The 26,360-nt window shown below is 70.4% G+C and carries 8 protein-coding genes; 3 read left to right on the top strand and 5 right to left on the bottom strand.

Annotated elements, in window-relative coordinates; all coding sequences use genetic code 11:
• Position 1: 1 nt before the first annotated feature.
• On the bottom strand, positions 2-16,696 hold the full coding sequence (locus tag ACIA5H_RS07920) for an SDR family NAD(P)-dependent oxidoreductase (protein ID WP_397074699.1): 16,695 nt from the start codon (positions 16,694-16,696) through the stop codon (positions 2-4).
• Between the two features lie 1,655 nt (positions 16,697-18,351).
• On the opposite strand from ACIA5H_RS07920, the gene ACIA5H_RS07915 reads away from it, so the two are divergent.
• Both ACIA5H_RS07915 and ACIA5H_RS07910 read left to right on the top strand, forming a co-directional pair.
• Positions 18,352-18,957 carry a YdcF family protein gene (locus tag ACIA5H_RS07915; RefSeq protein WP_397074697.1) on the top strand — a complete coding sequence of 202 codons (606 nt, stop codon included), beginning with the start codon at positions 18,352-18,354 and terminating at the stop codon, positions 18,955-18,957.
• 44 nt (positions 18,958-19,001) lie between these two features.
• Positions 19,002-20,039, top strand: coding sequence for a fused (3R)-hydroxyacyl-ACP dehydratase subunits HadA/HadB (locus ACIA5H_RS07910; RefSeq protein ID WP_355078395.1), 1,038 nt, complete (start codon positions 19,002-19,004; stop codon positions 20,037-20,039).
• Positions 20,040-20,054: 15 nt separating this feature from the next.
• Here the strand turns inward: ACIA5H_RS07910 and ACIA5H_RS07905 are convergent, their stop codons facing one another.
• From ACIA5H_RS07905 to ACIA5H_RS07890, 4 genes are read right to left on the bottom strand one after another with little or no spacing between them, the layout of a single operon-like run.
• On the bottom strand, positions 20,055-21,089 hold the full coding sequence (locus tag ACIA5H_RS07905) for an LLM class flavin-dependent oxidoreductase (RefSeq protein ID WP_397074694.1): 1,035 nt from the start codon (positions 21,087-21,089) through the stop codon (positions 20,055-20,057).
• A 40-nt stretch (positions 21,090-21,129) separates the two neighbouring features.
• On the bottom strand, positions 21,130-22,146 hold the full coding sequence (locus ACIA5H_RS07900) for an alpha/beta hydrolase family protein (protein WP_355078397.1): 1,017 nt from the start codon (positions 22,144-22,146) through the stop codon (positions 21,130-21,132).
• An 8-nt stretch (positions 22,147-22,154) separates the two neighbouring features.
• Complete coding sequence (locus tag ACIA5H_RS07895; protein ID WP_397074691.1) at positions 22,155-23,105, bottom strand: acyl-ACP desaturase; 951 nt, start codon at positions 23,103-23,105, stop codon at positions 22,155-22,157.
• 57 nt (positions 23,106-23,162) lie between these two features.
• Entirely contained in the window at positions 23,163-24,107 is a 945-nt protein-coding gene (locus ACIA5H_RS07890; RefSeq protein WP_397074689.1) for a transcriptional regulator, read from the bottom strand.
• Positions 24,108-24,670: 563 nt separating this feature from the next.
• Here ACIA5H_RS07890 and ACIA5H_RS07885 point away from each other — a divergent pair.
• The gene (locus tag ACIA5H_RS07885) at positions 24,671-26,221 is read left to right on the top strand and encodes an acyl-CoA carboxylase subunit beta (RefSeq protein WP_355078400.1); all 1,551 of its coding nucleotides are present in this window, start codon (positions 24,671-24,673) and stop codon (positions 26,219-26,221) included.
• The last annotated feature ends 139 nt before the right edge of the window (positions 26,222-26,360 follow it).

Raw genomic sequence — 26,360 nt, 5'->3', positions numbered from 1 at the left:
GTCATCGCGGATCTCCGTCACTGCCTGCCGCCGACCGCGCGAGGATCGGCTCCTTGTCCTCGAGTTCGCCCAGCCAGCGCCGTATCTCGGCCGCGACGGCCGAGGTCGCCGCCCCGATGATCGAGAAGTGGTCGGCGTCGAGTTCGACCGTCTCGCCGGTGTGCAGCCAGGCGGGCACCGGCTCGGCGAGGTCGAGCCCCGGCAGCGGTGTCGCGGCCCGCAGGTCGAACGTCGGCGCGGTGATCGACAGCGGCCTGCGCTGCTCGAACAGGCGCGCGTATCTCGCCATGGCGACCAAGCCGTGATCACCGATCTCGGTGACCTCGTGGCCGAGGTCGAGTACGGAGCCGATCGCGCTCAGCAGCACCCGGCGGTTCTGTTCCGGGTCGTCGGGTGAATACGTGTCGAGCAGGATCACCGCGGACGGTCCGCGCCCGTCCCGCTCGAGCCGATGCGCCAGCGCATGCGCGATCGCGCCGCCCGCCGAGTAGCCGAGGAGTACGACCGGCCGGTCGTCTCCGCGGTTGCGCACCGCCGCCGCCAAGTGATCCAGCAGCACGTCCCACGACTCGGGCAGCGCCTCGCCCGGCTGCGTACCGGGCAGGCGCAGCGCCGCGATCGACCGGTCGCCGCCGAGTTCCCTGGCGAGCCGGGCGAACTGGTGCGGCCCGGTGCCGACCACGAACGACGGAACGCACAGCAGTGTCGCCGGTCCGGCGCCCCTGCTCAGTGGGATCGGCGCCGGATCGCCGGACCCTGCCGCAGCGGTGAAAGTGTCGACGAGTTCGGCGCTCTCCAGCAGCATCGGTATCGCGGCGCCGACCCGGCCACGCCGGTGCGCTGCCAGGACCAGCTCGGTGAGCGCACCCCTCGCCCCGGTTTCCACGGGTATCGCGGGCGCGGCGGCGGGCTCGTCCACGGGCACCATCTCCGCGATCCGGGAACCCAGGTACGCCGCCAGGGCCTCGCCGGTGGGATGGTCGAAGACGAGTGTCGACGGCAGCGCCAGCCCGGTGGCCTTGGCGAGGCGATTGCGGAACTCGATGCCGACCAGCGAGTCGAATCCCAACTCCGTGAACGGAGCCCGCGGATCGATCACGTCGCCGGAAGTGTGGCCGAGACTCGCGGCGATGTGCTCCCGAACGGCGGCGAGTACGACGCCCGCTCGCTCCGCTTCGGCGGTCGCGGCGAGCTGTTGTGCCAGCGAACGCACCCCGCCTGCCCGTCGCGGCGCCGCGGTGACCAGGGAACCGAGCATCCTGGGCAACGCGCCCGATGCGGCCAGGGCGTTCAGCACCGCGGAATCGAGACGCACGCCGACACCGGTCGGCTCGCCCGCGGCAACCGCGCTGTCCAGCAACGCCATTCCGTAGTCGTCGTCCAGCGGTATCAGGCCCTCACGGCGCATCCGCGCGATGCCGGTCTCGGTGAGGGTGCTCGTCATGCCGCTCTCCGCGCGCCACGGTCCCCACGCGATGGACGTGGCGGGCAATCCCCGGTGGTGCCGGTGCTGGGCGAGCGCGTCGAGGAAGGCGTTCGCCGCCGCGTAGTCGGCCTGGCCCGGGCTGCCGATCGCCCCCGCGAACGAGGAGAAGAGCACGAACATCGACAGTTCGAGATCGGCGGTGGCTTCGTGCAGATACCAGGCCGCGTCGGCCTTCGGCCCCAGCACCGTCGCGAGCCGCGCCGAGGTGAGGTCGGTCAGGAGACCGTCGGCGAGAGCGCCCGCGGTGTGCACGACCGCGGTGAGCGGATGTTCCGGCGCCACGGTGGACAGCAGCCGGTCGACGGCCGCCCGATCGCTCACATCACAGGACCGCACCTCCACATGTGCGCCCAGATCGGTCAGTTCCGCCGCCAGTTCCGCGGCACCCGGCGCGTCCGGGCCGCGCCTGCTCGCCACCAGCACCCGGCGCACACCGTGCTCGACGACCAGGTGCCGGGCCGTGAGCGCACCAAGGCTTCCGGTGCCGCCGGTGATCAGCACCGTGCCGTCGGGATTCGGCCGCGGCGGCCGTGTCCGGTCCGCCCCGCCCCGGCTCAACCGCGGCACGTACACCGCACCATCGCGCACGGCCACCTGGGATTCCTCGGCCATGGCCAGCGCGGCCGCGACGGCACGGCGGTATCCCGACCGGTCCGCCACGTCGACCAGGACGATCCGTCCCGGGTTCTCGTGCTGCCCGCTGCGCAGGAGGCCCCACACGGCCGCGCCGGCGAGGTCCACCGGTGCTGCGGGCGTCACGGCGACCGCACCGCGGGTGACCACGACGACGCGATCGTGGCGGGTCAGCAGTCCGGTGACCCGTTCCGCCGTCTCGGCGAGCCGGGTGCGCACCACGCCGGGCACATCGCTGTCCACCGGTGTCTCTTCGACCTGGATCACGGCGACGGAACCTCCGTCGACGCGCACGAACTCGTCGGCGCCGCCGCGTGTCCAGTGCTCGTCCGCGACGAGTCCGGTGTGTTCCGCCACCGGCACCGGGACCCACCCGAGCCGATACGGGTCGTGCCCGGTCGGGGCGGCGCCTGCGGAACGCAGCGTGTCGATCGGAATCGGGCGCATGGTCAACGCCGAGATCCGGAAGATCCGCTCCCCGTGCGGATCGGTGAGCGTCACCGCGATCGGCTGGTTGTCCCGGTCACCGGATCCGGACTCGGCCGCGGTCAGCCGTACCCGCGCCGCGCCCGCGCCCACGGCGTGCAGGTCCACGTTCTCCCACGAGTAGGGCACGTAGATCTCGTCCGGAGCGGGTTCTCCGGTGAGCCCGGTGAACCGGATCGCGTGCAGTGCCGCGTCCAGCAACGCCGGATGCAGCCCGAACCGATCGGCCGCCGAATGCTCTTGTTCCGGCAGGCGCACCTCGGCGAAGACCTCGTCACCGCGCCGCCACAGTGCGGTCAGTCCCTGGAACAGCGGCCCGTGCCCGTAGCCACGGTCGGCGAACTCGGTGTACATATCGCTGATATCGACCGGCCGCGCCCCGGCAGGCGGCCAGGTTTCCGTCATCGGGTCGGCCTCGGCCGACGGCGTCTGCGCGACAAGGGTTCCGGTAGCGTGCCGGATCCAGTCCGCCTGTTCCGGCGCGCCGGAACGACGCGGGCGCGAATACACCGACACCGCACGCGCGCCGGTGTGGTCGGGGCCGTCGGCCAGCACGCGCAATTCGACCGAGCCGTCGGCGGGCACCGCCAGCGGCGCCGTCACCACGAGCTCGGCCAGGCGCGGGTTGCCGGTCATCGCGCCGATGTACAGCGCCAGCTCGGCGAAGGCCGTGCCGGGCAACAGCACCGTCCCGCCGATCATGTGGTCGGCCAGCCACGGATGGCTCGACAGCGACAACCGGCCGGTCGCCACCACACCGTGCGAGTCGGGCAGCCAGACCGCGGCGCCGAGCAGCGGATGGTCGACATCGTCCAGGCCGGAGGACCGCATGTCGGGGGTGTGTTCGATGGCGGTCAGCCAATACCGCTCGTGACGGAACGCGTAGGTGGGCAGGGGGATTCGCCGCGACGAGCCGCCCTCCCACAACGGCCGCCAGTCCACCGTCGTTCCGGCGACGTGCGCACGCGCCAGGAACGTCACGAACTGGCGCGCTTCCGCTCCCACGCGACGGGCCGCCGGGGCCGTCAACCATCCGCTCCCTGGCTCGTCTCCGATGACGCCGCGGGTCATGGTCGTGAGTACGGCGTCGGGACCGATTTCGAGGAACCGGCGCACGCCGGTGTCGGCCAGCGCCCGGATGCCGGGCGCGAACCGGACGGCCGCGCGGATCTGACCGACCCAGTACTCCGGGTCGGTGAAGGTCTCCCCCACCGCTCCGGTCACATTCGACACGATCGGCAGCATGGGTTCCCGGTAGGTCAGTTTCTCGGCGACCGCGCGGAAGCCGGCCAGCGCGGGTTCCATGCGCGCGGAGTGGAACGCGTGGCTGACCTGCAGCCCCGTCGTCTTGCGGCCCTGGGCCGCGAAAGTTCGTTCCAGCTCGTCGATCGCGTCCGCGTCGCCGGAGATCACCACCGCCTCCGGCGCGTTCACCGCGGCGATCGACGCGCGGTCGCCGAAGCCGGTGAGTAGTCGCGCCGCATCGGTTTCGGAGACGGATACCGCGAGCATGGCCCCGCCTTCCGGCAGCGCCCCCATCAACCGTCCCCGCGCCGCCACCAACACGCAGGCGTCGGGCAACGACCACACTCCCGCCACATACGCGGCCACCAACTCACCGATCGAATGCCCGATCAGCACGTCCGGGGTGATCCCGAACGACTCCACCAACCGGAACAACGCCACCTCGAACGCGAACAAGGCGGGCTGCGTCCACTCGGTCCGGTCCAGCACACCCGACGGATCGGCGAACATCACCTCCCGCAACGACGGCGCGGGATCGCCCACCGAAAGCGAACGCGCCGCGTCGGCCGAGTTCTCGCGCAGCCGATCGAATTCGGCGCACACCTCGTCCAACGCGTGGGCGAACACGGGGTAGGCCGAGTACAGCTCGGCGCCCATGCCCACGCGCTGCGCGCCCTGTCCGGTGAACAGGAACGCGGTCCTACCCGATCCGGCCGTCCCTTCGACCACGCCGGAACCGGTACCCGCGGCCAATTCCGCCAGTCCCGCCAGCAATTGCCGCCGATCACGGCCGAGCGCGGCGCCACGCCACTCCAGCTGCGCGCGGGTCTCCACCAGGGAGCGTCCGACAGCACGGGCGTCGGCGTCGGGATGCTCGGCCGCCCAGGCGCGCAGCCGCTCCGCTTGCGCCCGCAGACCGGCCTCCGATTTCGCCGACACCACCCACGCGATCACACCGTCCGGATCGCAGCGGTGGTCCCGCACGGCGGGCCGTTCGTCGCGTGCGGGCGCTTCTTCCACGATGACGTGCGCGTTCGTCCCACTGATCCCGAACGACGACACCCCCGCCCGCCGTACCCGCTGCCCCGCGGGCCAGGGCTCCGCTTCGGTCAGCAACCGCACCGACCCCGCCGACCAATCCACGTGCGGCGAGGGAGCGTCCACGTGCAGCGTCCTCGGCAGCATCTCGTGCCGCAGGGCCTGCACCATCTTGATCACGCCGCCCACGCCCGAGGCCGCCACCGAATGGCCGATATTCGACTTCAACGAACCGATCCGCACGGGTTCGGTCCGCCCTTGCCCGTAGGTCGCGATCAGCGCCTGCGCTTCGATCGGATCGCCCAGCGGAGTTCCCGTGCCGTGTGCCTCCACCGCGTCGACGTCGGCCGGCTCCAAGCCCGCCGCCGCCAGTGCCGACGCGATCACCCGCTCCTGCGAGGGACCGTTCGGCGCGGTCAGGCCGTTGGACGCACCGTCCGAATTCACCGCCGACCCCCGGATCACCGCCAGCACCTCGTGGCCCGATCGCCGAGCGTCCGAAAGCCGTTGCAGGGCGAGCACGCCGACCCCTTCCGACCAGCCGACGCCGTCCGCGCCCGCGGCGAACGACTTGCACCGCCCGTCGGGCGCGAGCCCCCGCTGCCGCGCGAAGTCCACGTACAGCTCCGGGCTGCCCGACACCGTCACACCGCCGGCCAGCGCCAGCGACGTTTCCCCGTTTCGCAGCGCCTGGCAGGCCAAGTGCAGCGCCACCAATGAGGAGGAGCATGCCGTGTCCACCGTCATGGCCGGACCCTGCAGGCCCAGGACGTAGGCCACCCGTCCCGAGGTGACGCTGTCGGAGTTCCCGGTCATCCGGAATCCCTCGTACGCGCCGACCACCCGCTCGGAATAGCCGGACGGGGTCGCCCCGACGAACACTCCGGTGTCGCTGCCGCGCAGCGCGGTCGGATCGATACCGGCGTCTTCCAACGCCTCCCAGGCGGCCTCCAGCATCAGCCGCTGCTGCGGATCCATGGCCGTCGCTTCCCGGGGGCCGATCCCGAAGAAAGCGGCGTCGAACGCGCCCGCGTCGGTGAGGAAGCCACCCTCGCGCACGTAGGTGGTGCCTGGTTCGTCCGGGTCCGGGTGGTACAGCCGATCGAGGTCCCAGCCCCGGTCCGTGGGGAACGGCGTGATCGCGTCGGTACCCGAGACCAGTAGCTGCCACAGCTGCTCGGCGGAACTCACGCCGCCGGGATAACGGCAACTCATGCCGACGATGGCGATCGGCTCGTCCGTGCGAGTCCGCGACGTCACCCGCACCGGACGTGGTCGCGCGGCCGGAGCGTCACCGAGCCTGGAGACGAGGAAACCCGCCACCGCGCGGGAACTCGGATGGTCGAATACCAGGGTCGAGGGCAGCGACAGCCCGGTGGCCTCGGCCAGCCGGTTGCGGAATTCCACACCGGCCAGCGAGTCGAAACCCAACTCCGTGAACGCGGTATCGGGGTCGATCGCCTCCGCGGTGGCGTGCCCGAGCACGGCCGCCGCCTGCTCCCTGGTCACGGCGAGGGCCACCTCGGCACGGTCGGCGGGCGCGGCCGACGCCAGCCGACCGACCGGATCCCCACCGGCGCGAGCGGTCCGCGTGGACGAGGGCGCCAGCGCACTCAGCAGTTTCGGGAGCGCTCCCGCCTCGGCCTGCTCCGCCAGTCCCGATCGATCGAATTCCGCGCCGACCACCAGCGCCGAGCCCGCGGTGAGTGCGGCGTCGAAGAGGGATAGTCCCGTCGTATCGCCGAGCGGGCGGAAACCCAAGCGCCGCAGTCGTTCCAACCCCGCCGTACCGAGGTCGCCGGTCATTCCCGTGCCCGCGTTCCACGGCCCCCAGGCCACCGACACCGCGGGCAGGCCCGCGGCACCGCGCAGCCGGACCACCGCGTCGGCGAACGAGTTGGCCGCCGCGTAGTTGCCCTGGCCCGGCGAGCCCGCCAGCCCCGCGAGCGACGAGAACACCACGAACGCCGAAAGATTCGCGTCCCGCGTCGCCTCGTGCAGCAGCCAGGTGCCGTCCACCTTCGGGCGCAGCACCCGATCCACTTGCTCCGTGGTCAGGGTCTCGACGATGCCGTCGTCCACCACGCCGGCGGCATGCACGATGCCGGACAACGGGAACCGCTCCGGCACCGACGCCAGTACCGCGATGAGCGCGTCGCGATCGGCGATGTCACACGACTCGACATCCACTCGCGCGCCCAGCGCCGACAGCTCCGCGAGGAGTTCCGGGACCCCGGCGGCGTCGCGACCGCGTCGCGAGACCAGCAAGAGCCGCCGAACGCCGTGCTCGGTCACCAGATGTCGCGCGATCAGCGCGCCCAGCCCGCTGGTGCCGCCGGTCACCAGCACCGTACCCGTCCCGAACGACATCGCCCCCGGGTCCGGTGCGGCCGCGATCCGGCGCACCCGTGGCGCCGACAACCGGCCGTCGCGCACCGCGACCTGTGGTTCGTCCGCGGCCAGCGCCGCAGCCACCACTCCGGCATCGATCTCGCCGTCCCGGTCGAGCAGCACGATCCGGCCCGGATGCTCCGCCTGCACGCTGCGCAGCAGGCCCGCGACGGCAGCGGCCGCCGGGTCGGGCGACTCGCCCGGCAATCCGAGCGCGTTCCGCGTCACCACGATCAGCCGCGCCCGGTCGTACCGCGTGTCGGTCAGCCACGACCGCGTCAGTTCCAGTGTCCGCGTGACCCATTGCCTGCCCGCTCGCGCCGGGTCCGCGCCCGCTTCCGCGGTCTCGGCCACCCAGACGATCGTTGCCGCGTCCTCATCGGCGTCGATCGATTCGCTCAGGTCGGTGACGCGCAGGTCGATTCCCGCCACGCTTCCCGCACCGAGCACCGCCATCGATCCCGTCGGCTCGGCGGCGACGGCGGACACCGGCACCCACTCCAGACCGTGCAGCGGCACCGGCGCCGTATTCGACCGGACCCGCTCCACCGTGCGCCGCTCCACCGGATGCACCACGACGGATTCCGTGCCCAGCACCGGTGCGCCGGTCTCGTCCACCACATCCATCCGGATCCGGTAGTCGCCCGACAGCACCGCGCGGACCCGGACCGGCCCGGAACCGGACCGGGCCAGCCGCAGGCCCCCGACCGTGACCGGCAGCGGAACCCGCCCGGCGGGCAGCTCGTCCATGACGAAGTCGAGCGCGGGGTGCAGACAGGCGTCGAACAACGCCGGATGAATGCCGTAACCCGACGCCGCGGCGGCGGTGGCGTCGTCCAGCGCTACCTCGGCGAACACCTCGTCGCCGCGCCGCCACACCGCGCGCATCCCACGGAAGGCGGGACCGTATTCCATTCCCAGACGCGCGATCCGCCGATAGATCGCCTCGTCGTCGAGTTGTTCCGCGCCCGCGGGCGGCCATACCCGATCCCAGCCGGTGGCGAGTTCGGGGCCGGGGTCGGCGGCGAGCACGCCACCGGCATGGGGTACCCATGCCTCGGCGTCGTCGAGGTCCGCGGTGCGGGAGTACAGGGTGAAGCTCCGCCGCCCGTCCGCTTCGGCCGCACCCACCGACACCTGCACGTCGACGGCGCGCTCACCGAGGGCCAGTGGGATGTCCAGCCGCATCTCCTCGACCGAGCGCATCCCGAGCCGATCGCCGATCGCCGACATCAGTTCCAGGTACGTCGTCGCCGGTACCACCGGCGTACCGAACACCACATGATCGGCGATCCACGGCTGCCTGCTATTCGACAGCTGCCCGGTGAACAGCCATTCGTCCTTGCCCGCCACCGGCACCGCGTCCAGCAGGATCGGATGGTCGACGGCGCCCGCCGCGACCGGCCGGACCACGTCCAGCCAATAGCGCCGACGCTGAAAGGCGTAGGTGGGCAGTGGAATACGCTTGGGGGACCGCCCCTCCGACAAGGGCTCCCAGTTCACCTCGACACCGGCGTTGCAGGCATGCCCGAGGAAGCCAAGGAACTGGGTGACCTCGTCGACGCCGCGCCTGCTCGCCGCCGCCACGACGGACCGGGACCCGACCTCGTCGGGCAGGCACTGACGGGTCATCGCCGTCAGCACCGCATCGGGGCCAACCTCGAAGAACTTCCGGACACCGAGGTCCACCAGCGCGTCGACCCCCGGGGCGTAGCGCACGGTGTCGCGGACATGACCGGCCCAGTACAGCGAATCCGAAAGCGCTTCGCCCCCCACGACGCCGAACACGTTCGACACCACCGGCAGCAGCGGGCTCCGGTAGTCGAGACCGGCGGCCATCGCCTCGAATTCCGGCAGCATCGGTTCCATCGACGCCGAGTGGAACGCGTGGCTGACCCGCAACCGTGACGTCTTGATCCCGTCCGCCGTCAGCACGGATTCCACCTCGGCGACGGCACCTTCGGTACCGGAGATCACGATCGCGGAGGGTCCGTTCACCGCCGCGATCGACAGTTCGCCGCGGAATCCGGCGATGAGCTCGGCCCCTCGCTCCGGCGGGACGGCCGCGGCCAGCATCGCGCCGCCTTCGGGCAGCGCGCCCATCAACCGCCCCCGCGCCGCCACCAACGCGCACGCGTCGGCGGTCGACCACATCCCCGAGACGTACGCCGCGACCAGTTCGCCGATCGAATGCCCGATCAGCACGTCCGGCGTGATCCCGAAGGACTCGATCAACCGCACCATCGCCGCCTCGTAGGCGAACAACGCGGGCTGGGTGTACTCCGTGCGGTGCAGGAGGTCCGCACCCGCGGCACCGAAGACGATGTCCCGCAGCGACATTCCAGGCTCGGGAAATTCGAGCAGACCGTCGAATTCGGCGCACAGCTCGTCGAACGCCGCCGCGAAGACCGGGAAAGTCGCGTAAAGCCGAGCGCCCATGCCGACTCGCTGCGCCCCCTGCCCGGTGAACAGGAACGCGATCTTCCCGCCGACGGGGCCGCCCTCGGCCACTCCCGGCGACCCCGCACCGGTCGCCACATCCGCCAGCCCGGCCAGCACGGCCGCGCGGTCGCCCGCGACCACCGCTGCGCGCCGATCGAATCGGGCCCGCGTCGTGAGCAGCGAATGGGCCACGTCCACCGGGTCTGCGTCGGGCCTGGCCGCGAGCCACTCGCGCAACCGAGCGGCCTGCGCCCGCAGTCCCGCCTCGGTTTTCGCCGACAGCAGCAGCGGCATTCCCGGCGAAGCGTCCGCCGGTTTCGTCACCGCCGCGCGCTGCGGGGCTCCCGGCGCTTCCTCCACGATGACGTGCGCGTTGGTTCCGCTGATCCCGAACGCGGACACCCCCGCCCTGCGCACCCGCTCGACCGAGGCCGACCACGGCCGCTGTTCGGTCAGCAACCGCACGGCCCCAGCCGACCAGTCCACGTGCGGCGACGGAGCGTCCACGTGCAGCGTCTTCGGCAGCATCTCGTGCCGCAACGCCTGCACCATCTTGATCACGCCACCGATCCCGGCGGCGGCCTGGGCGTGCCCGATATTCGACTTCAGCGAACCGACCCACAGCGGCTCGGTCCGGCCCTGCCCGTAGGTCGCCATCAACGCCTGCGCTTCGATCGGGTCGCCCAGCGGAGTGCCCGTGCCGTGCGCCTCCACCGCGTCCACGTCCTCGGGAGCCAGCCCCGCGGTGGCCAGCGCCGCCGCGATCACCCGTTCCTGCGACGGACCGTTCGGCGCGGTCAGCCCGTTGGACGCACCGTCCTGGTTCACCGCCGAACCCCGGATCACCGCGAGCACGTCGTGACCGAGCCTGCGCGCGTCCGACAGCCGCTCGAGCACCAGCACACCGACGCCTTCGGCCCAGCCGACACCATCGGCCGAGGCCGAGAAGGCTTTGCACCGCCCGTCCCGGGAAAGACCGCGTTGCCGGGAGAACTCGACGAACATGAACGGCGTCGACATCACCTGGGCGCCACTGGCCAGCACCAGCGAACTCTCCCCTTGGCGCAGCGCCTGACAGGCCAGGTGGATGGCCACCAGCGAGGAGGAGCAGGCGGTGTCGATCGTGACCGCCGGACCCTCGAATCCGAAGGTGTATGCCACGCGACCGGAGAGCACGCTACTGGTGGAACCGGTACCGATATAACCTTCGGCTACCGAACCCGCGGCCTTGGCGATCTCCTCGTAGTCCTGATAGGAGACCCCGGTGAACACGCCGGTGTCACTGCCGCGCAATACCGACGGATCGATACCGGCGTGCTCCAGCGCTTCCCACGACGCCTCCAGCAGCAACCGCTGCTGCGGATCCATCGCCGCCGCCTCGCGCGGACCGATTCCGAAGAAGCCCGCGTCGAAATCGGCCATGCCGGAAAGGAATCCACCTCGGTCCAGGTAGGAGGTTCCCGGGTGGTCGGGGTCGGGATCGAACAGCCGATCCAGATCCCACCCGCGATCGACGGGGAACGCGCCGATCGCGTCCGCACCGGCGGCCACCAGGTCCCACAGTCCATCCGGCGATTCGATACCGCCCGGGTACCGGCAGCTCATCCCGACGATCGCGATCGGCTCGTCGGCACGGATCCGGCGCGTCACCCGCGCGGGCCGCCCGGCGTCGGTTTCGGTCGCCTCGCCCAGCCGCGAGCGCACGAAGGCCGCCACCGCCGCGGCGGTGGGGTGATCGAACACCAGTGTCGAGGGCAGTTGCACGCCGGTCGTCTTGGCGAGGCGATTGCGGAACTCGACACCGGCGAGCGAATCGAAGCCCAGTTCGGTGAACGGCGCCGTCGGATCGATGGCGTCGCCGGAGATATGGCCGAGCACGCCGGCGACCTGTTCGCGGACGACGTCGAGCACGATCGCCGCACGCTCTTGCGCGGGCGCGGCGGCCAGCCGCCGCGCCAATGTCCCACTCGTCTCGGCGGCCCGCCGCACCGGCACCGTGACGATCGACTGCAGCAGTCGCGGCAGCGACCCTTCCCGGGCCTGCACCGCCAGTGCCTCGGTGTCGAACTCCGTCGCGATCACGACCGGCGACGACGCGGCGACGGCGCGATCGAACAGCGTCAAGCCATCCGCCGTTTCCAACGGCCGCACGCCGAGGCGACCCATCCGCGCCATCGCCGCGCCACCCAGCTCACTGGTCATGCCGATGCTCTGGTTCCACGATCCCCAGGCGATCGATACCGCGGGCAGCCCCGCCGCCCGCCGCCCTACTGCCAGCGCGTCCAGGAACGCGTTCGCCGCCGCGTAATTCCCTTGGCCGGACGCGCCGACCACACCCGCGACCGAGGAGAACAGCACGAAGGCGGCCAGTCCCAGGCCGCCGGTCAGTTCGTGCAGATGCCAGGCGGCGTCGGCCTTCGACGCCAGCACCCGGTCGAGCTGTTCGGCGGTCAGGGTCTCGATGGTGGCGTCATCGAGCACGCCCGCGGAATGGATCACCGCGCTGGGCGCGAACTCGTCCGACAGATCCGCCAGCAGCGCCGCCACTTCGGCCCGGTCGCCCACATCGCAGGCCGCCACCCGCACCCGCGCGCCCACGGCGGTCAGCTCGCTCACCAGATCGGCCACCCCGTCGGCCTGTTCACCGCGCCGCGACACCAGCACCAGCCGCCGCACGCCGTGAGTGGCGACGACATGACGCGCCACCTCGGCTCCCAGTCCGCTGGTGCCACCGGTGATCAGCACCGCACCCGCACCGAGACCGTTGCCGTCCGCCGCCGCGTGCTGCCTGCGCAGCCGCGGGACGCGCAGTTCTCCGCCGCGCACGACCAGCTGCGGTTCCTCCGACCGCACCGCCGCGGCGATCACTTCGGTCGTGAGGTCGTCCTCGGGTGAGGCGTCGAGGAGAACGAACCGGCCGGGGTGTTCGGCCTGGGCGCTGCGCACCAGACCGCACACCGCGGCCCCGGCCGGGTCAGGGTTCTCGCCCGGCAGGCCCGCGGCACCCCGCGTCAGGATCACCAGCCGCGAATCGTGCCACCGTTCCTCGGCCTGCCATTCCCGTATCAACTCCAGCGCCGCCCGCAGCCAGGTGCGCGTCCGCGCGGTCACGTCGCCAGCGGCCGGTCCGTCCGGCGACCACACGACGATCTCCGGCGGCGCCTGGTCGCCGAGCAGATCGGCCGGTGCCGTCCCGCGGCGATCGGCGCCCGCCACACTCGCCTCCCCGAGCAGCGCGATCGTGCCCGACGCGCCGCCCGCGACGGCGGCCGCAGGCACCCATTCGATGTCCGACAGGGACGCGCGGCGTGCGGCCCCACCCTCGAGCGCCTTGGCATCCACCGGGCGAGCCGTCAGCGCTTCGACGCTCAGCACGGGCGCACCGGTGTCGTCGAAGGCGGCCACCCGGATGCGTCCGGGCCCCACCCGTTCCAGACGCACCCGAAGGGCCGTCGCCCCGGCGCGATACAGCCGGACCCCACCGAACGAGAACGGCAAAGGCAGCCTGCCCGCGGGCATGTCGTCGGCCAGTTCGGTGATCGCGGTGTGGAAGGCGGCGTCCAGCAGGGCGGGATGGATGCCGAAGGCCGGTCCCTGAGCATCGGGCTCGGTAGCGAGCGACACCTCGGCGAGCAGGTCGTCGCCGTCGCGCCGAGCCGAGGTGACGCCTTGGAACAGCGGACCGTAGCCGAAGCCGAGCCGCGCCAACCGGTCGTAGAGTCCGTCGACCGGCACCGGTTCGGCCCCGCTCGGCGGCCATCGCCCGTCCTCCGGCGCGGCGCGCCATCCCGATTCGACCCAGGCGGGCACACTCTCCGCGGCGGCGACGAGGACACCGTTGGCGTGTGAAATCCACTCGCTCGCTTCGGTTTCTCCGGGCACCACCGCACGCGAATAGATCACGAACCGGCGCGCGCCCGCGTCGTCGGCGGGTTCGACGGTCAGCTGCACGTCGATCGCGGCGTCGTCGGTCAGCGACAGCGGCGCTTCCAGCAGCAGTTCCTCGACGAACCCGGCACCGAGCCGGGCCCCCGCGGTCAGCGCCAGTTCCACGAACGCGGCGCCGGGCAGCAGCGCCGACCCGAAAACGGCGTGCTCGGCCAGCCACGGATGCGTCCGCAACGACAGCCGGCCGGTGAACAGCCATTCGTCCCGACCGGCCAACGGCACGGCCCCGGTAAGCATCGGATGATCCGATGACTCGAGCGACGCCTCGATCGCGAGCGGCTCCAACCAGTACCGCTGCCGCTGGAACGCGTACGTCGGCAACGACACCCGTTCTGGTGTCCGCCCGCTGAAAAGGGGGCGCCAGTTCACCTCGACACCGGCGGTGTGGGCTTGCGCGAGCATGGTGATGTACTGCGCCACCTCGTCGCCCGAACGGCGCGACGCGGCCGTCACCATCGACTCGGCTTCGATCCGCGGGTGTTCGGCAAGGCAGCGACGTGTCATCGCGGCCAGCACCGCGTCCGGGCCGACTTCGACGAAGCGGCGGATCCCGGCGGCCACGAGAGCGTCCACGCCCGGCGCGAACCGCACGCAACCGCGCAGCTGCTCGACCCAGTAACCCGGGTCGGTGAATTCTGCCCCGGCGAGCGCCCCGGAGACGTTCGACACCACCGCGATCGTGGGCATCCGGTACGTCAGCCGCTGTGCGACTGCGCGGAATTCCGCGAGCATGGGATCCATTCGCGCGGAATGGAACGCATGGCTGACCCGCAGCCGCGAGACCGTGACCCCCGCATCGGACAGCTGCCGCTCGACCGCGCCGACGGCGTCCGCGTCGCCGGAGAGCACCACCGACGACGGACCGTTCACCGCCGCCACCGACAGTCGACCCTCGTGCGCGGCCGCGATCTCGACGGCCCGCTGCTCGGTGACCGCCGCAGCGAGCATGGCGCCGCCTTCGGGCAACGCCCCCATCAACCGCCCACGCGCCGCCACCAACGCGCACGCATCCGCCGTCGACCACACACCCGCCACATACGCCGCCACCAACTCACCGATCGAATGACCGATCAGCACATCGGGAGTGAGGCCGAACGACTCGACGAGCCGGAACAACGCCACCTCGAACGCGAACAGCGCGGGCTGCGTGAACTCGGTGCGGTGCAGCAAATCCGCACCCGCGGCGCCGAAGACGACGTCCTTCAGCGAGACGCCCGGCCCGAGCAAGCGATCGAATTCGGCGCACAACTCGTCGAACGCCGCGGCGAACACCGGAAACGCCGCATACAACCCTGCCCCCATGCCCACCCGCTGCGCACCCTGACCGGTGAACAGGAAGGCCGTCTTCCCCGATCCGGCCACACCCTCGAGCGCACCGGCGGACGCACCGGCCGCCAACTCCGCCAACCCGGACAGCAACTGGTCACGGTCGCTACCGGCCACCGCGGCGCGCCGATTCCAGTGCGCCCTGGTTTCGATCAGCGCGGACGCCACGCTCCACAGGTCGGCGTCCGGGTGTTCGAGCAGCCACGCGTGCAGCCGCGCCGCCTGGGCGCGGAGCGCGTCATCGGTCTTCGCCGACACCAGCAACGGAACGACGGTTGCCGCGCACGCCGGACCGGCTTCGGTATCGGCGGACTCGCCGTCGGACCCGGCGACCGGCGCGGGCGCTTCCTCCACGATCACATGCGCGTTCGTGCCGCTGATCCCGAACGACGACACACCCGCACGGCGCACGCGCTGCGCCGACGCGGGCCATGCTTCCGCCTCGGTGAGCAGCCGCACCGCCCCCGCCGACCAATCCACGTGCGGCGACGGCGCATCCACGTGCAACGTCTTCGGCAACACCCCGTGGCGCAGCGCCTGCACCATCTTGATCACACCGCCGACACCCGCCGCCGCCTGCGCATGACCGATGTTCGATTTCAGGGAACCGATCCGCAGCGGCTCGGTTCGCTGCTGTCCGTACGCGGCGATCAGGGCCTGCGCCTCGATCGGATCTCCCAGCGACGTGCCCGTACCGTGCGCCTCGACCGCGTCCACATCAGTGGGCATCAGCCCCGCCGCGGCCAGCGCCGAGGCGATCACCCGCTCCTGTGACGGACCGTTCGGCGCGGTCAAACCATTGCTCGCGCCATCCTGATTCACCGCCGAGCCCCTGATCACGGCGAGCACCTCGTGCCCCGACCGCCGCGCATCCGACAGGCGCTCCAGCACCAGCACGCCCACGCCTTCGCCCCAGCCCACCCCATCGGCCGCCGCCGAGAACGCCTTACATCGACCGTCCCGCGACAGACCTCGCTGCCGGGAGAACTCGACGAACAGGAACGGTGTCGACATCACCGTGACGCCGCCCGCCAGCACGAGCGACGCCTCTCCGCGCCGCAGCGCCTGGCAGGCCAGGTGGATGGCCACCAGCGACGACGAACACGCCGTGTCCACCGACACGGCAGGGCCTTCCAGGCCCAACGTATAGGCCACTCGGCCCGAGACGACACTGCCCGTCGAACCGATACCCGCGTAGCCCTCCGCGATCGGTCCGGCGGCCCTGGCGGTGTGCTCGTAGTCCTCGTACATGACACCGGCGAACACGCCGGTATCGCTGCCGCGCAGCGAGGTCGGGGCGATACCGGCGTTCTCCAGTGCCTCCCAGGAAGCCTCCAGCAGCAGCCGCTGCTGCGGGTCGGTCGCCGCCGCCTCCCGGGGGCCGATGCCGAAGAATCCCGCGTCGAAGTCGCCCGCGCCGCGCAGGAAGCCGCCCTCCCGCGTGTACACCTTGCCGAAGCGGTCCGGATCCGGGTCGTACAGCCCCTCGAGGTCCCAGCCCCGGTCCGCCGGGAACCCGCCCACCGCGTCCACTTCCGCCGCGACCAGCTCCCACAGCTGCTCCGGCGATTCGACGCCGCCCGGATAGCGGCAGCTCATGCCGACGATCGCGATGGGCTCGTCGATCTTCTCCCGCAACTGGGTCAGATCGTCGCGAGTCGTCATGAGCTCGACGGTGACCTTCTTCAGGTACTCCAACATGCGGTCGGACGATTCACCAGCGCTCGAGTCCACGTTTCACATCCCGGGTATCGCAGGGTCGACGAAGAAACCCGGCGTCGCGAGCAGCGGCGCGGGTCGGCCAGAACTACCGAGTAGTTCGATCAGGTATCGGTGACGAAGCAGCCGGTCGAGGTACCCGCGAGCGGGGTGGCTCGCCCGTGCTCGCCGGCCCGACCGCGTTTTTCGGCAGGAGAATGTTTCTCGGCGGTTACCGAGATGGACATCTCGAGGCCACCTTCACTGACGGTAAACCCGACACCATAGAGCACTTCATATACCACGATTCTTTATTCGCGGCGAACACTCGGTTTCCCATTGCTGAGAAGACGAACCCATGGCACACGCACAATCTTTCTTCGGCAGAGCAAAGCGACAGGACGACCGTCCAGTCGCGTGCTGAGCGTTAGCCTGCCAGCCGTTCCGGTTTCCCGCAAGTGATACGCGGACCTCCCGTGTTTCACAGATCGAACACGGACCGGCCGGGCCACCGCAGGCGAATCGAGCCCCCTACCGGCACACGGAACGAGGAGGGGCGAATGCTCGGCAGCGGGCCGCTTGCATCGATGTCGTGTGTGAATGCCGCGAGTGCGCACCGTCCGACTCGATGGGCAAACCACCGCCGAGACATTCGACGTCGCTGCGGTTCCCGAGCATCGACCCGGCACGGGACGAGGCGAAGCATGCGGTCCGTCTACGTACCGTCCGGCGAAGAAGCGTAACAAACCCCGTTGCTGGCCACCGATACCGAAATCAAAACCGAAAAGTCCATTGCCATTTTCGAACCGACCGAATGGTCCCCATCAATTCATTGAAGTGAGCAGATACCACGAGGCCACTTGGAAGCGCCGGAAGAGGTACGGGGTCCGAACCGAATCCAATATCCGCCATTGCACGATTACTCGCGTGCAGCACGAATAACCGAAGCACGCTCCCACCCCGCCGGTCGACACCCGAGTTGTCGCGGTGAGTCGGCATCAACATTATGGCAGCGCAGTTTTGTTCACCTGAACAAAAGTAATTCGAGCCGATCGAATCGATACATCTCGGACACGAATGGCCATGACGGCGGAGACTCGGCACGGCAGCCGCCGAGCGTGGTCGGCCGGGACCGGCACGCCCCGATGCCCACCGAGCGGAGGGTGCGAGGATCCGCTCGGTGGGCACACCGCCGCGCGCCGGGGACGTGCGCGCCGGACAGAGGCGGGTCGAGAGATCCCGTCCGGCGAGCGAAACGCGTGGCGGTCGGTGCTTCCGTCGAGCCCGCGGGCGAGTCAGGGCACGAGCCACGCGCTCGACGGAAACAGGTCATTCGATGGCCGTTCACGCCGATCGACGGCACCGAAGCCGGATCAACGCTAGAACTGGCGAACACGACCCGCCCACCCGCCACGGCCGGGTCTGGAGACCTCACGAACGTGCTCGACGCGGCTAGGGAAGCGGCACAAAGAAGGCGAAGAAGACCACTCCCGGAATTCGCCGACGAGGTCGTCGGGCACAAGCGAACGGCTCGCGAACGGTGAATTGTCCAGATCACCAGACGATTACGGTTCCGCAACGGCCTGCGGCCGCATCATGGACGGACGCTGCACCCCAGCCATCGGTGGCCATCCGGTGGCTAACCGCTTGGAGATTCCATGTCCGCCATCGTGGTTCGTCTCGCCCGCACCTTGCTGGGCGTGGTCGCCGTCGCCGCCGCCGCGACCCATCTCCCCTCCGCCGCGGCGGAGGGCTCGGGCTCCGCCGACTGGGGATCCGTGACCGCCGGACCACAGGCGCCGGTCCCCGCGCCCATGCCCACACCGCGCGGACCGGTGACCGCCATCGTCGTGCTCGGCTACGGGCTGCTGCCCGACGGCGCCATGCGCCCGGAGTTGGTCGACCGCCTGCACGCCGGATACCTGCAGGCGTTGCTGGCTCCCTTCTCGCCGATCATCGTGACCGGCGGCAACGCGCACAACGGTGTCACCGAGGCACGGGCGATGGCGGACTGGCTGATCGCTCGCGGCGTACCCGCGGCGCGCATCCATCTGGAACCGGAGGCGGCCACGACCGTGCAGAACGCCGAACGCTCGGCGACGATCATGCGCGCGATCGGCGCGCGCGACGTCGTGTTGATCACCTCGGCCGACCACCTCGACCGCGCGGTGGGCACCTTCCACGACGCGGGGGTGGACGTCGTCGGCACCGTGACTCCCGAGCAGATGCCGCCCCTGGTCTGGCGGTTCGGTCCGCTCTCGTGACGAGAGCGCGCCGTCGTCCACCATTTCGCGATACAGGAGCAACCATGAACGAGACCGCGGTGAATCCGGCCGATCAGGCCAGATCACTCATCGACCATCGTTACCGTTCCACTCTCCGCTATGAGGTGGAACGGGAAAAGATCCGGGAATTCGCCCGCGCCGTCCAGGATTCCCATCCCGCGCATCGGAGCGAGGACGCCGCGGCCGAACTCGGCTTTCCCGGGCTCATCGCGCCCGCCACATTCAGCTCGATAATCCTCACCAGAGTGCACCGCGAAATTCTGGACACGCTGATCACCGGCTACGACCCGACCCGGATCCTGCACGCGGACCAAGTTTTCGACTTCGGCAGGCCGTTGCTGGCGGGCGATCGCCTGACCTGCGACGTCTATTTCGAATCGTTCCGGCACTTCGGCGATTACGACGTCCTCGCGATCAAGAGCGTGCTCATCGACCAGCACGGCACCGTGGTGCAGACCGGCTCCAGCGCATTGCTCGCCCGGGTGGGCGGTCGCGATCCGTGGTTGGCCGACGCCGTACGCAAGGTCGCCATGGGCCATCGCTCCCCGGACGCACCGGCTCGAGGCAGCGCCGTCGTCCCGGCCGCGGCGGATCACCTCGCGCCGACGCCGCTGCGCCGGATACCGCGTCCGCGCGTCGCTTTCGCCGACCTGTCGGTGGGCGCCGAACTGCCCCTTCGCACCATGCGCCTGTCCCGTGGCGACCTGGTCAACTACGCCGGGGTGACGGGCGAATCCAATCCGGTGCTGTTCGACGAAAGGGTCGCGGTCGCCAGCGGCCTGCCGACCGTGGTCGCTCCTGGCATGCTCAAACTGGGTCTGGCCACCTCGTTCTTGAGCTCCTGGCTCGGCGACCCCGCGGCTCTCACCCGGTTTCGTGTGCAGTTCGCGCACAACGCGCAGCACCTGCGCATACCACCGGTCGGCACCGGCGTGATCCAATTCCGCGGCCGGGTCACCTCCATCGACCCGCGCAGGCGGCGGGCGACCATCGCGGTCGACGCGCGCGCCGAGGGACGCAGACTGTTCGGCTATGCCGCCGCCGAAGTGCGCTTCCCGTAGGCGAGCACCGGCTGATCAGGCCGCCGTACCGGCCCGATCGCGGACAGCCACGCGCGACAGGCCGACGAGCGACGCCAGGCGGCGGTGCGAATCCAGCCGCGCGTCGCGATCGTAGGTGCTGGTGTGTACGAGGATTTCGTCGGCGCCCGTCCTGCCCACCAGCCGCTCCAGTCGGCCGGCGACCTCGTCCTCGGTTCCGTACAGGTGGCCGCGCAACCCCTCGTCGAAGATCCGGCGCTCCCGATCGGTCATGGTGCGCGCCTCGATTTCCACGGGCGGTATCAGGGGCGGGAACTCGCCATGGGTGCGCGCGTATGCGCCGGACCACGCCTCCGGCAGCAGCAGCCGATGCGCTTCGGCAGTGCTGTCGGCGATCACTATCGAGGCGGAGACCACGACGTAAGGCGCCGCGCCCACCGCGGCGGAGCGGAACAGGGCACGATAGCGCTCGATAGCCTCCACCATGCGGTCCTCCCCGCCGACCGCGGCGATGACCAGCGGCAGCCCGAAGCGGGCGGCCCGCTCGGCGCCGGACCCGGTGGCCAGCAGGAACGCCGGGATACGCAGCCCTTCGGCGGGCCACGCGTGCACCCCCTGTCTGCCCTCGGCGAAGTACCCCAGCAGCTCGGCGAGCTGGGCGTCGAAGTCCTCCGCGTCGCGCTTGTCGTGCCCCAGCGCTCGCCGCACGCCGTCGGTGAACCCGACCGAGCGGCCGAGACCCATGTCGATGCGTCCCGGGTAGAGCGATTCCAGCACGCCGAACTGCTCGGCGACCACCAGCGGCTGGTGGTTGGGCAGCATCACACCGCCCGTGCCGATCCGGATCCGCTCGGTCGCTCCCGCCGCTGCGGCCGCGAGCACGGTCGGCGCCGAGCCCGCCACGCCGGGCACACTGTGGTGCTCCGACACCCAGAAACGGTGATAGCCCGACCGTTCGGCGAGCCGGGCGAACTCGACGGTCTCCCGTAACGCGGCCGGATGGCTCTGACCGCGCCGGACGCGCGAGCGATCGAGAACGGAGAACCGGACAGGGGAAAGCGCCGAGGTCATATCGGTGTCAACGCGAGGGCGCCGCGCTCATTCCGCCGATTCACGACGGCGTGGGCAGCCCCAGCGCCTGCGCCAGCACCCGCCACGCCTTCGGCAGCTGCGCCTGGAAGTCCGGCCAGGTGTGCATGCCCGCCGCGGTGTACTCCAGGGTGGCGGGGATGTTCAGCTGGGACAGGCGGTCGGCGAACCGCTCGGTGCAGGCCCGGGCGCCCGCTTCCAGCGCAGCACCGCCGCCTGCGGTTTGCAGCGCTTCCGCGACCGACGGGGAGTTCGCGACCGACACCAGATCGGCTCCCGTCGGCAGCCCGGTGGCCGCCGAGAGGTAAACGGCGGTGTCGCGCAGGTTCTCCGCGTGTAGCAGGCTGTCGTGCGCGGCCCACTCCGGTGAGGTCGGCGGGCCCCAGAGATTGTTCACGTTGCCGCCGCGCGAGGCGACCGTGATGGTGGTCACCGCGTGCCCCAGCGGGTCGGCGGTGGAGTAGCACCCGCTCATCCCGGCGACGGCGCGATACCAGCCCGGATGGCGCTGGGCGAGCATCATCGCCGCCTGCGCGCCCATCGACACCCCGGCGATGGCGCGACGCCCGTCGGTGCGCAGCAGCGACTCCACGATGGGCGGGAGCTCGGTGGTGAGGAACGTCTCCCAGCGGTTGAGTCCGAGTGCGGCGTCCTGCCGGACCCAGTCGCTGTACATGCTGCCGGTGCCGCCGCCGGGCAGCACCACGTCCACCGGCTTGCCCGCGAAGAACTCGGCTGCTGCGCCCTTGGTCAGCCATGCGGACGTGGCATCGCCGTCGACGCCGTCGAGTAGGTACAGCACCGGGCGCGGCGCCGCGCCGCTGCCGCGCAGGATGTCGACGGTGATGATCCGGCGCATCGCCGCCGAGGCTATCGACAGCCGTTCGTGCCCCCCGCCCAGGTCCTCGATCGAGAGCAGCCCGGTGCGCGTCATGGCGGGGTCGACGGCGGGCGGCGGGGTCTGCGGCACCGGATCGGCGAGTACGGGCGCAGCGGCAGCGGTGGCGATGAGGGCCATCGCCACCGCGGTGATCGGCATACGTGGGCTCATCCGGCTGCGGCGGCCCGTTCCGCTTGTCTGGCCGCGGCGCGTTCGCGCTGTTCCTCGAACCGGCGCGCCCGGATCTCCAGGTCTTCGAGGTAGGCGTGCAGCTCCTCGCGGGCTCGTTCGCCGTCGCCGGTCAGATCGTCGCGTTCGAAGACGTGCCACGCGCGCAGCACCGGACGCACCACCACATCGAGATGCTGACGCAAGTCGTAGATGCCGTGCTTGGCCAGCAGCACGGCGTTGCGCCGGAAATTCGGCTGGGTCAGCCCAGGCATCTGGAATCGGGTGACCACGCTGGTGATGGCGCGCAGCGCTTCGTTCGGCACCAGGTCGAGGGCCGCGGCGCTGATGTTCCGGTAGAAGATCATGTGCAGGTTCTCGTCGGCGGCAACTCGCTGCAGCATACGCTCGGCGATCGGTTCCTCGCAGGCCGCTCCCGTATTGCGGTGGCTGATCCTGGTCGCGAGCTCCTGCAACGTGACGTAAGCGACCGAATGGAGCAACCGCTCCTCTTCGCCGGGTGTGGCGAAACCTGTGGTCATATGCGCCATCCGCGCCTGCTCCAGCAGCACCGGATCGACCGCGCGGGTCACGACCAGATAGTCGCGCATCACGATGGCGTGGCGGTTCTCCTCGGCGGTCCACCGGCCCACCCAGGTACCCCACACCCCGTCCAGCGAGAACGACTCCGAGATCTCCCGGTGATACGACGGCAGATTGTCCTCGGTGAGCAGATTGGTGATCATCGCGGTCTGCGCGACCTCGGAAAGCGCGGATTGACCCGGCTCCCAATCGATTCCGCCGAGGGCGGCGAAATTGCGGCCGTCGTCCCACGGCACGTAATCGTGCGGATTCCAGGATTTCGCCTTGCGCAGATGGTCGTTGAGCAGGCGTTCGGCGGTGGGCTCCAGTTCGCGCAGAATATCGCGATCGGTCAACGCGGTGGTCACTCGAACTCCTTTGCTCACCCTCGAGATCAGGGCACAGTCGACGATAGCGGCGAAATATCAGGCAGAACGGCCGATCACGCGATCGTTGGGCGAGGTGACGATGGCCATATGGCCCGGCTGGGGCAGTTCACAAGCCGGGGCATCGCCCGCGTCGGCCACCCGATACAGCCCCGGCGGCCCGCCCGCCGCCCGCAGCCGGTCCAGCAGATCGTGGGCGCGACCGGCCAGTTCCGGGATGCGCGCGGTGCGGCCGGTGGCCACCGTGGCCGTCAACGGGACCTCGGCGGCCTCACCGACGATGGCCAGCACGTCGTCGGTCATGGTGAATGTTCCGGTGCGGGCGGGCACGTCGTCGAGCGGCACCAGCACCGTGCCGCCCGCGGCGGACAGCACCGACAAGGCCCGTGAGCCGAGCGGACCGGCCAGCGCGGCCTGCACGCGACGGAGTTTGCGCCGGGCCGCGTCCGTGCCCGTGCCGGGTCTTCGCTCGTCCGGATGCGCCGGAATGCCCAGCGCGACGACCTGATACGACCGTGCGATCGGAATGCCTGTCGCCCTGGCGAGTTCGCCGACCGCGTGCCCGCCCAGCAGCGCGGAGACCAGCGTCTGAGCCGCGGTCTGATGTTCCCGCGCGACCGCGCGGTGCTCGTCGACATAAGCGGTCGACGCCGCCACGGTCACCATCTCCAGTACGTGGACGGCCAATAGCGCACCCGCGAGAAAATGATCGGTTCGCTCGTCGGCGACCTCGTCGGCGAGGAATTCCAGGCCGCTACGGATTTCGTCGTGATATGCGCCGAGCACCGTTTCCAGTGTGATGCCCTCCCGCGCCCAGCGCGAGGCGAAACCGGCGATCTCCGGCGGCCGGACCGCCGCGGGCGCCGGACGCGGAGCCAGTAGTTCGACAGCGGCCGCCAGACAATTCCGTGCGGTCGTCGCCACATCGCCGGACGCGTCGCGGCCGGAACGCCCGGCCAGGTGTGCGACGAGTTTCGATGTCAACGTCTCGGTACTCGGTCTCGACTGCCTGCCCATCATGCCTCCCGAAGGTTAGCGTCGGATCGTGATGGAATCGAGATATGTTCCGCCGCATCGGGTAAGTCATCAGCGGCCGCCCGACCCGTTGGGCGCAATCACAACTTTCGCTGGAATTTCGCGCAGCCCGCGTCCCGCACAGGCAGAACCGCTGCGGCACCGCTATTTTCGGATCCGGCCCGATGTCTTCGCGGGCGCACCGATTTCCGGAGTGTGACGCAGCGCCGTCCGCGCATTTCCGGCGCTGCGTCGAGATCACCCTAGATCCGTGGGCACCGCCCTGAGTAGTCCCCTCCGGCGCTCTGGGGACGGTTCATCGCGACCCACGGCCACGATTGGGACGTCACACAGTCCGTGTCGTCGCCGTGAGCCGGGGGGTCGCGTGCTATGAACCGAGGCATCGAAAGGCAAACCTGTGAGCTGTTCCATCAGATCATCCGAACCGCTGTGCAGCAGATCGCATCGCCGATAGCATCGAGCGCCGCGCTGCCGTACGGCGTCGCGACGAGTTTTGAAGGGCGACAACACATATGAGCGGTACGCGAGACAAGCTGGACGAGCTGCGGGGGATTCTGGAACTGGCCGAAGAGCCCGCAGGCGAAAACGGCATCGCGAAGCGCAAGACCAAGGGCATTCCCAGCGCGCGGGAGCGAGTGCGCGCGCTACTCGACCCGGGGAGTTTCGTGGAGACCGGCGCGCTGGTGCGCCAGCCGGGCACCCCGGGAGCCATGTACGGCGACGGCGTGGTCACCGGCCGCGGGCGGATCGACGGCAGGCCCGTCGTGGTGATCGCCCACGATCAGACGGTCTTCGGAGGCTCCGTCGGCGAGATGTTCGGCCGCAAGGTCGCCGCGGCGCTGGATTTCGCCACCAGGAACGCCTGCCCGGTCGTCGCGATCAACGACTCCGGCGGCGCCCGCATCCAGGACGCGGTCACCTCGCTGGCCTGGTACGCGCTGATGAGCCGTCGCCAGGAACGACTGTCGGGCTTCGTCCCGCAAGTGTCGATCATGCTGGGCAAATGCGCGGCCGGGTCGGTCTACGCACCGGTCAACACCGACATCCTGATCGCGACCGAGAAGTCCTACATGTTCGTCACCGGCCCCGAGGTGATCAAGGAGGTCACCGGCGAGGAGGTGACCATGGAGGAACTGGGTGGCGCGCAGGCGCAGGCGGCCAACGGCACCGTCCACCATGTCGCCGCCACCGAGCAGGACGCTTTCGACTGGGCCAGGACCTATTTGGGCTACCTGCCGTCGAGTTGCCTCGAGCCGGGCCCGGTCGTCAATCCGGGCCTGGAGCCGCAGGTCACGCCGCACGATCTGGAGCTGGACTCGATCGTTCCCGACTCCGATCGGCAGGGCTACGACATGCACGAGATCTTGCTGCGCCTGTTCGACGACGGCGACTTCCACGAGATCAGCGCGGCGACCGCGCAGAACCTGATCACCGGCTTCGCCAGGGTGGACGGGCGCAGCGTCGGGGTGATCGCGAATCAGCCGCTGGTCCTCGGCGGCGCGATCGACGCCAAGTGCTCGGACAAGGCGACGCACTTCATCCGGCTGTGCAATGTCTTCGGGCTGCCGCTGATCTTCGTCGTGGACACCCCCGGCGTGCTGCCCGGCGTGGAGGAAGAGCGCAGCGGAGTGATCAAGCGCGGCGGACGGTTCTTCCGCGCGGTGATCGAGGCGACCGTCCCGATCGTGACCGTCGTGGTCCGCAAGGCCTACGGCGGAGGCTACGCCGTGATGGGCTGCAAGCAACTCGGCTCCGACGTCAGCCTGGCCTGGCCGACCGCGCGCATCGCCGTGATGGGTGCGGAGAGCGCGGTGAGCATCGTCGGCAAACGGCAGCTCGCCCAGGTGGCCCCTGAGGACCGCGCGGCCGTGCGCGACGCCATGATCGAGCAGTACAACACGACGGTGGCCACGCCGTGGATCGCCGCCGAGCGCGGCTACATCGATGCGGTGATCGAGCCTTCGCAGACGAGACTGGAGATCCGCCGGGCGCTGCGTCTGCTGCGCGAGAAAGAGGCGAGCGCCGAGCCCAACCCCCGCAAGCACAGTCTTTTTCCGGTCTGAGGCGCACCGGACCCGGTTATGCTGTGTCACAACATAACCGGGTCTATGTGGTGGGATCTCCGGCGATCAGCGGCGAACCGGGCCGTCCGGCACGCCGATGCCTTAATCTCAGGTCAGTGCCGGGCCCGCTTCGTTCGCC

The sequence above is a fragment of the Nocardia sp. NPDC051900 genome (assembly GCF_044452545.1).
In the GTDB taxonomy this organism is placed as follows: domain Bacteria; phylum Actinomycetota; class Actinomycetes; order Mycobacteriales; family Mycobacteriaceae; genus Nocardia; species Nocardia sichangensis.
This window is presented reverse-complemented; position numbering and strand designations above follow the sequence as displayed.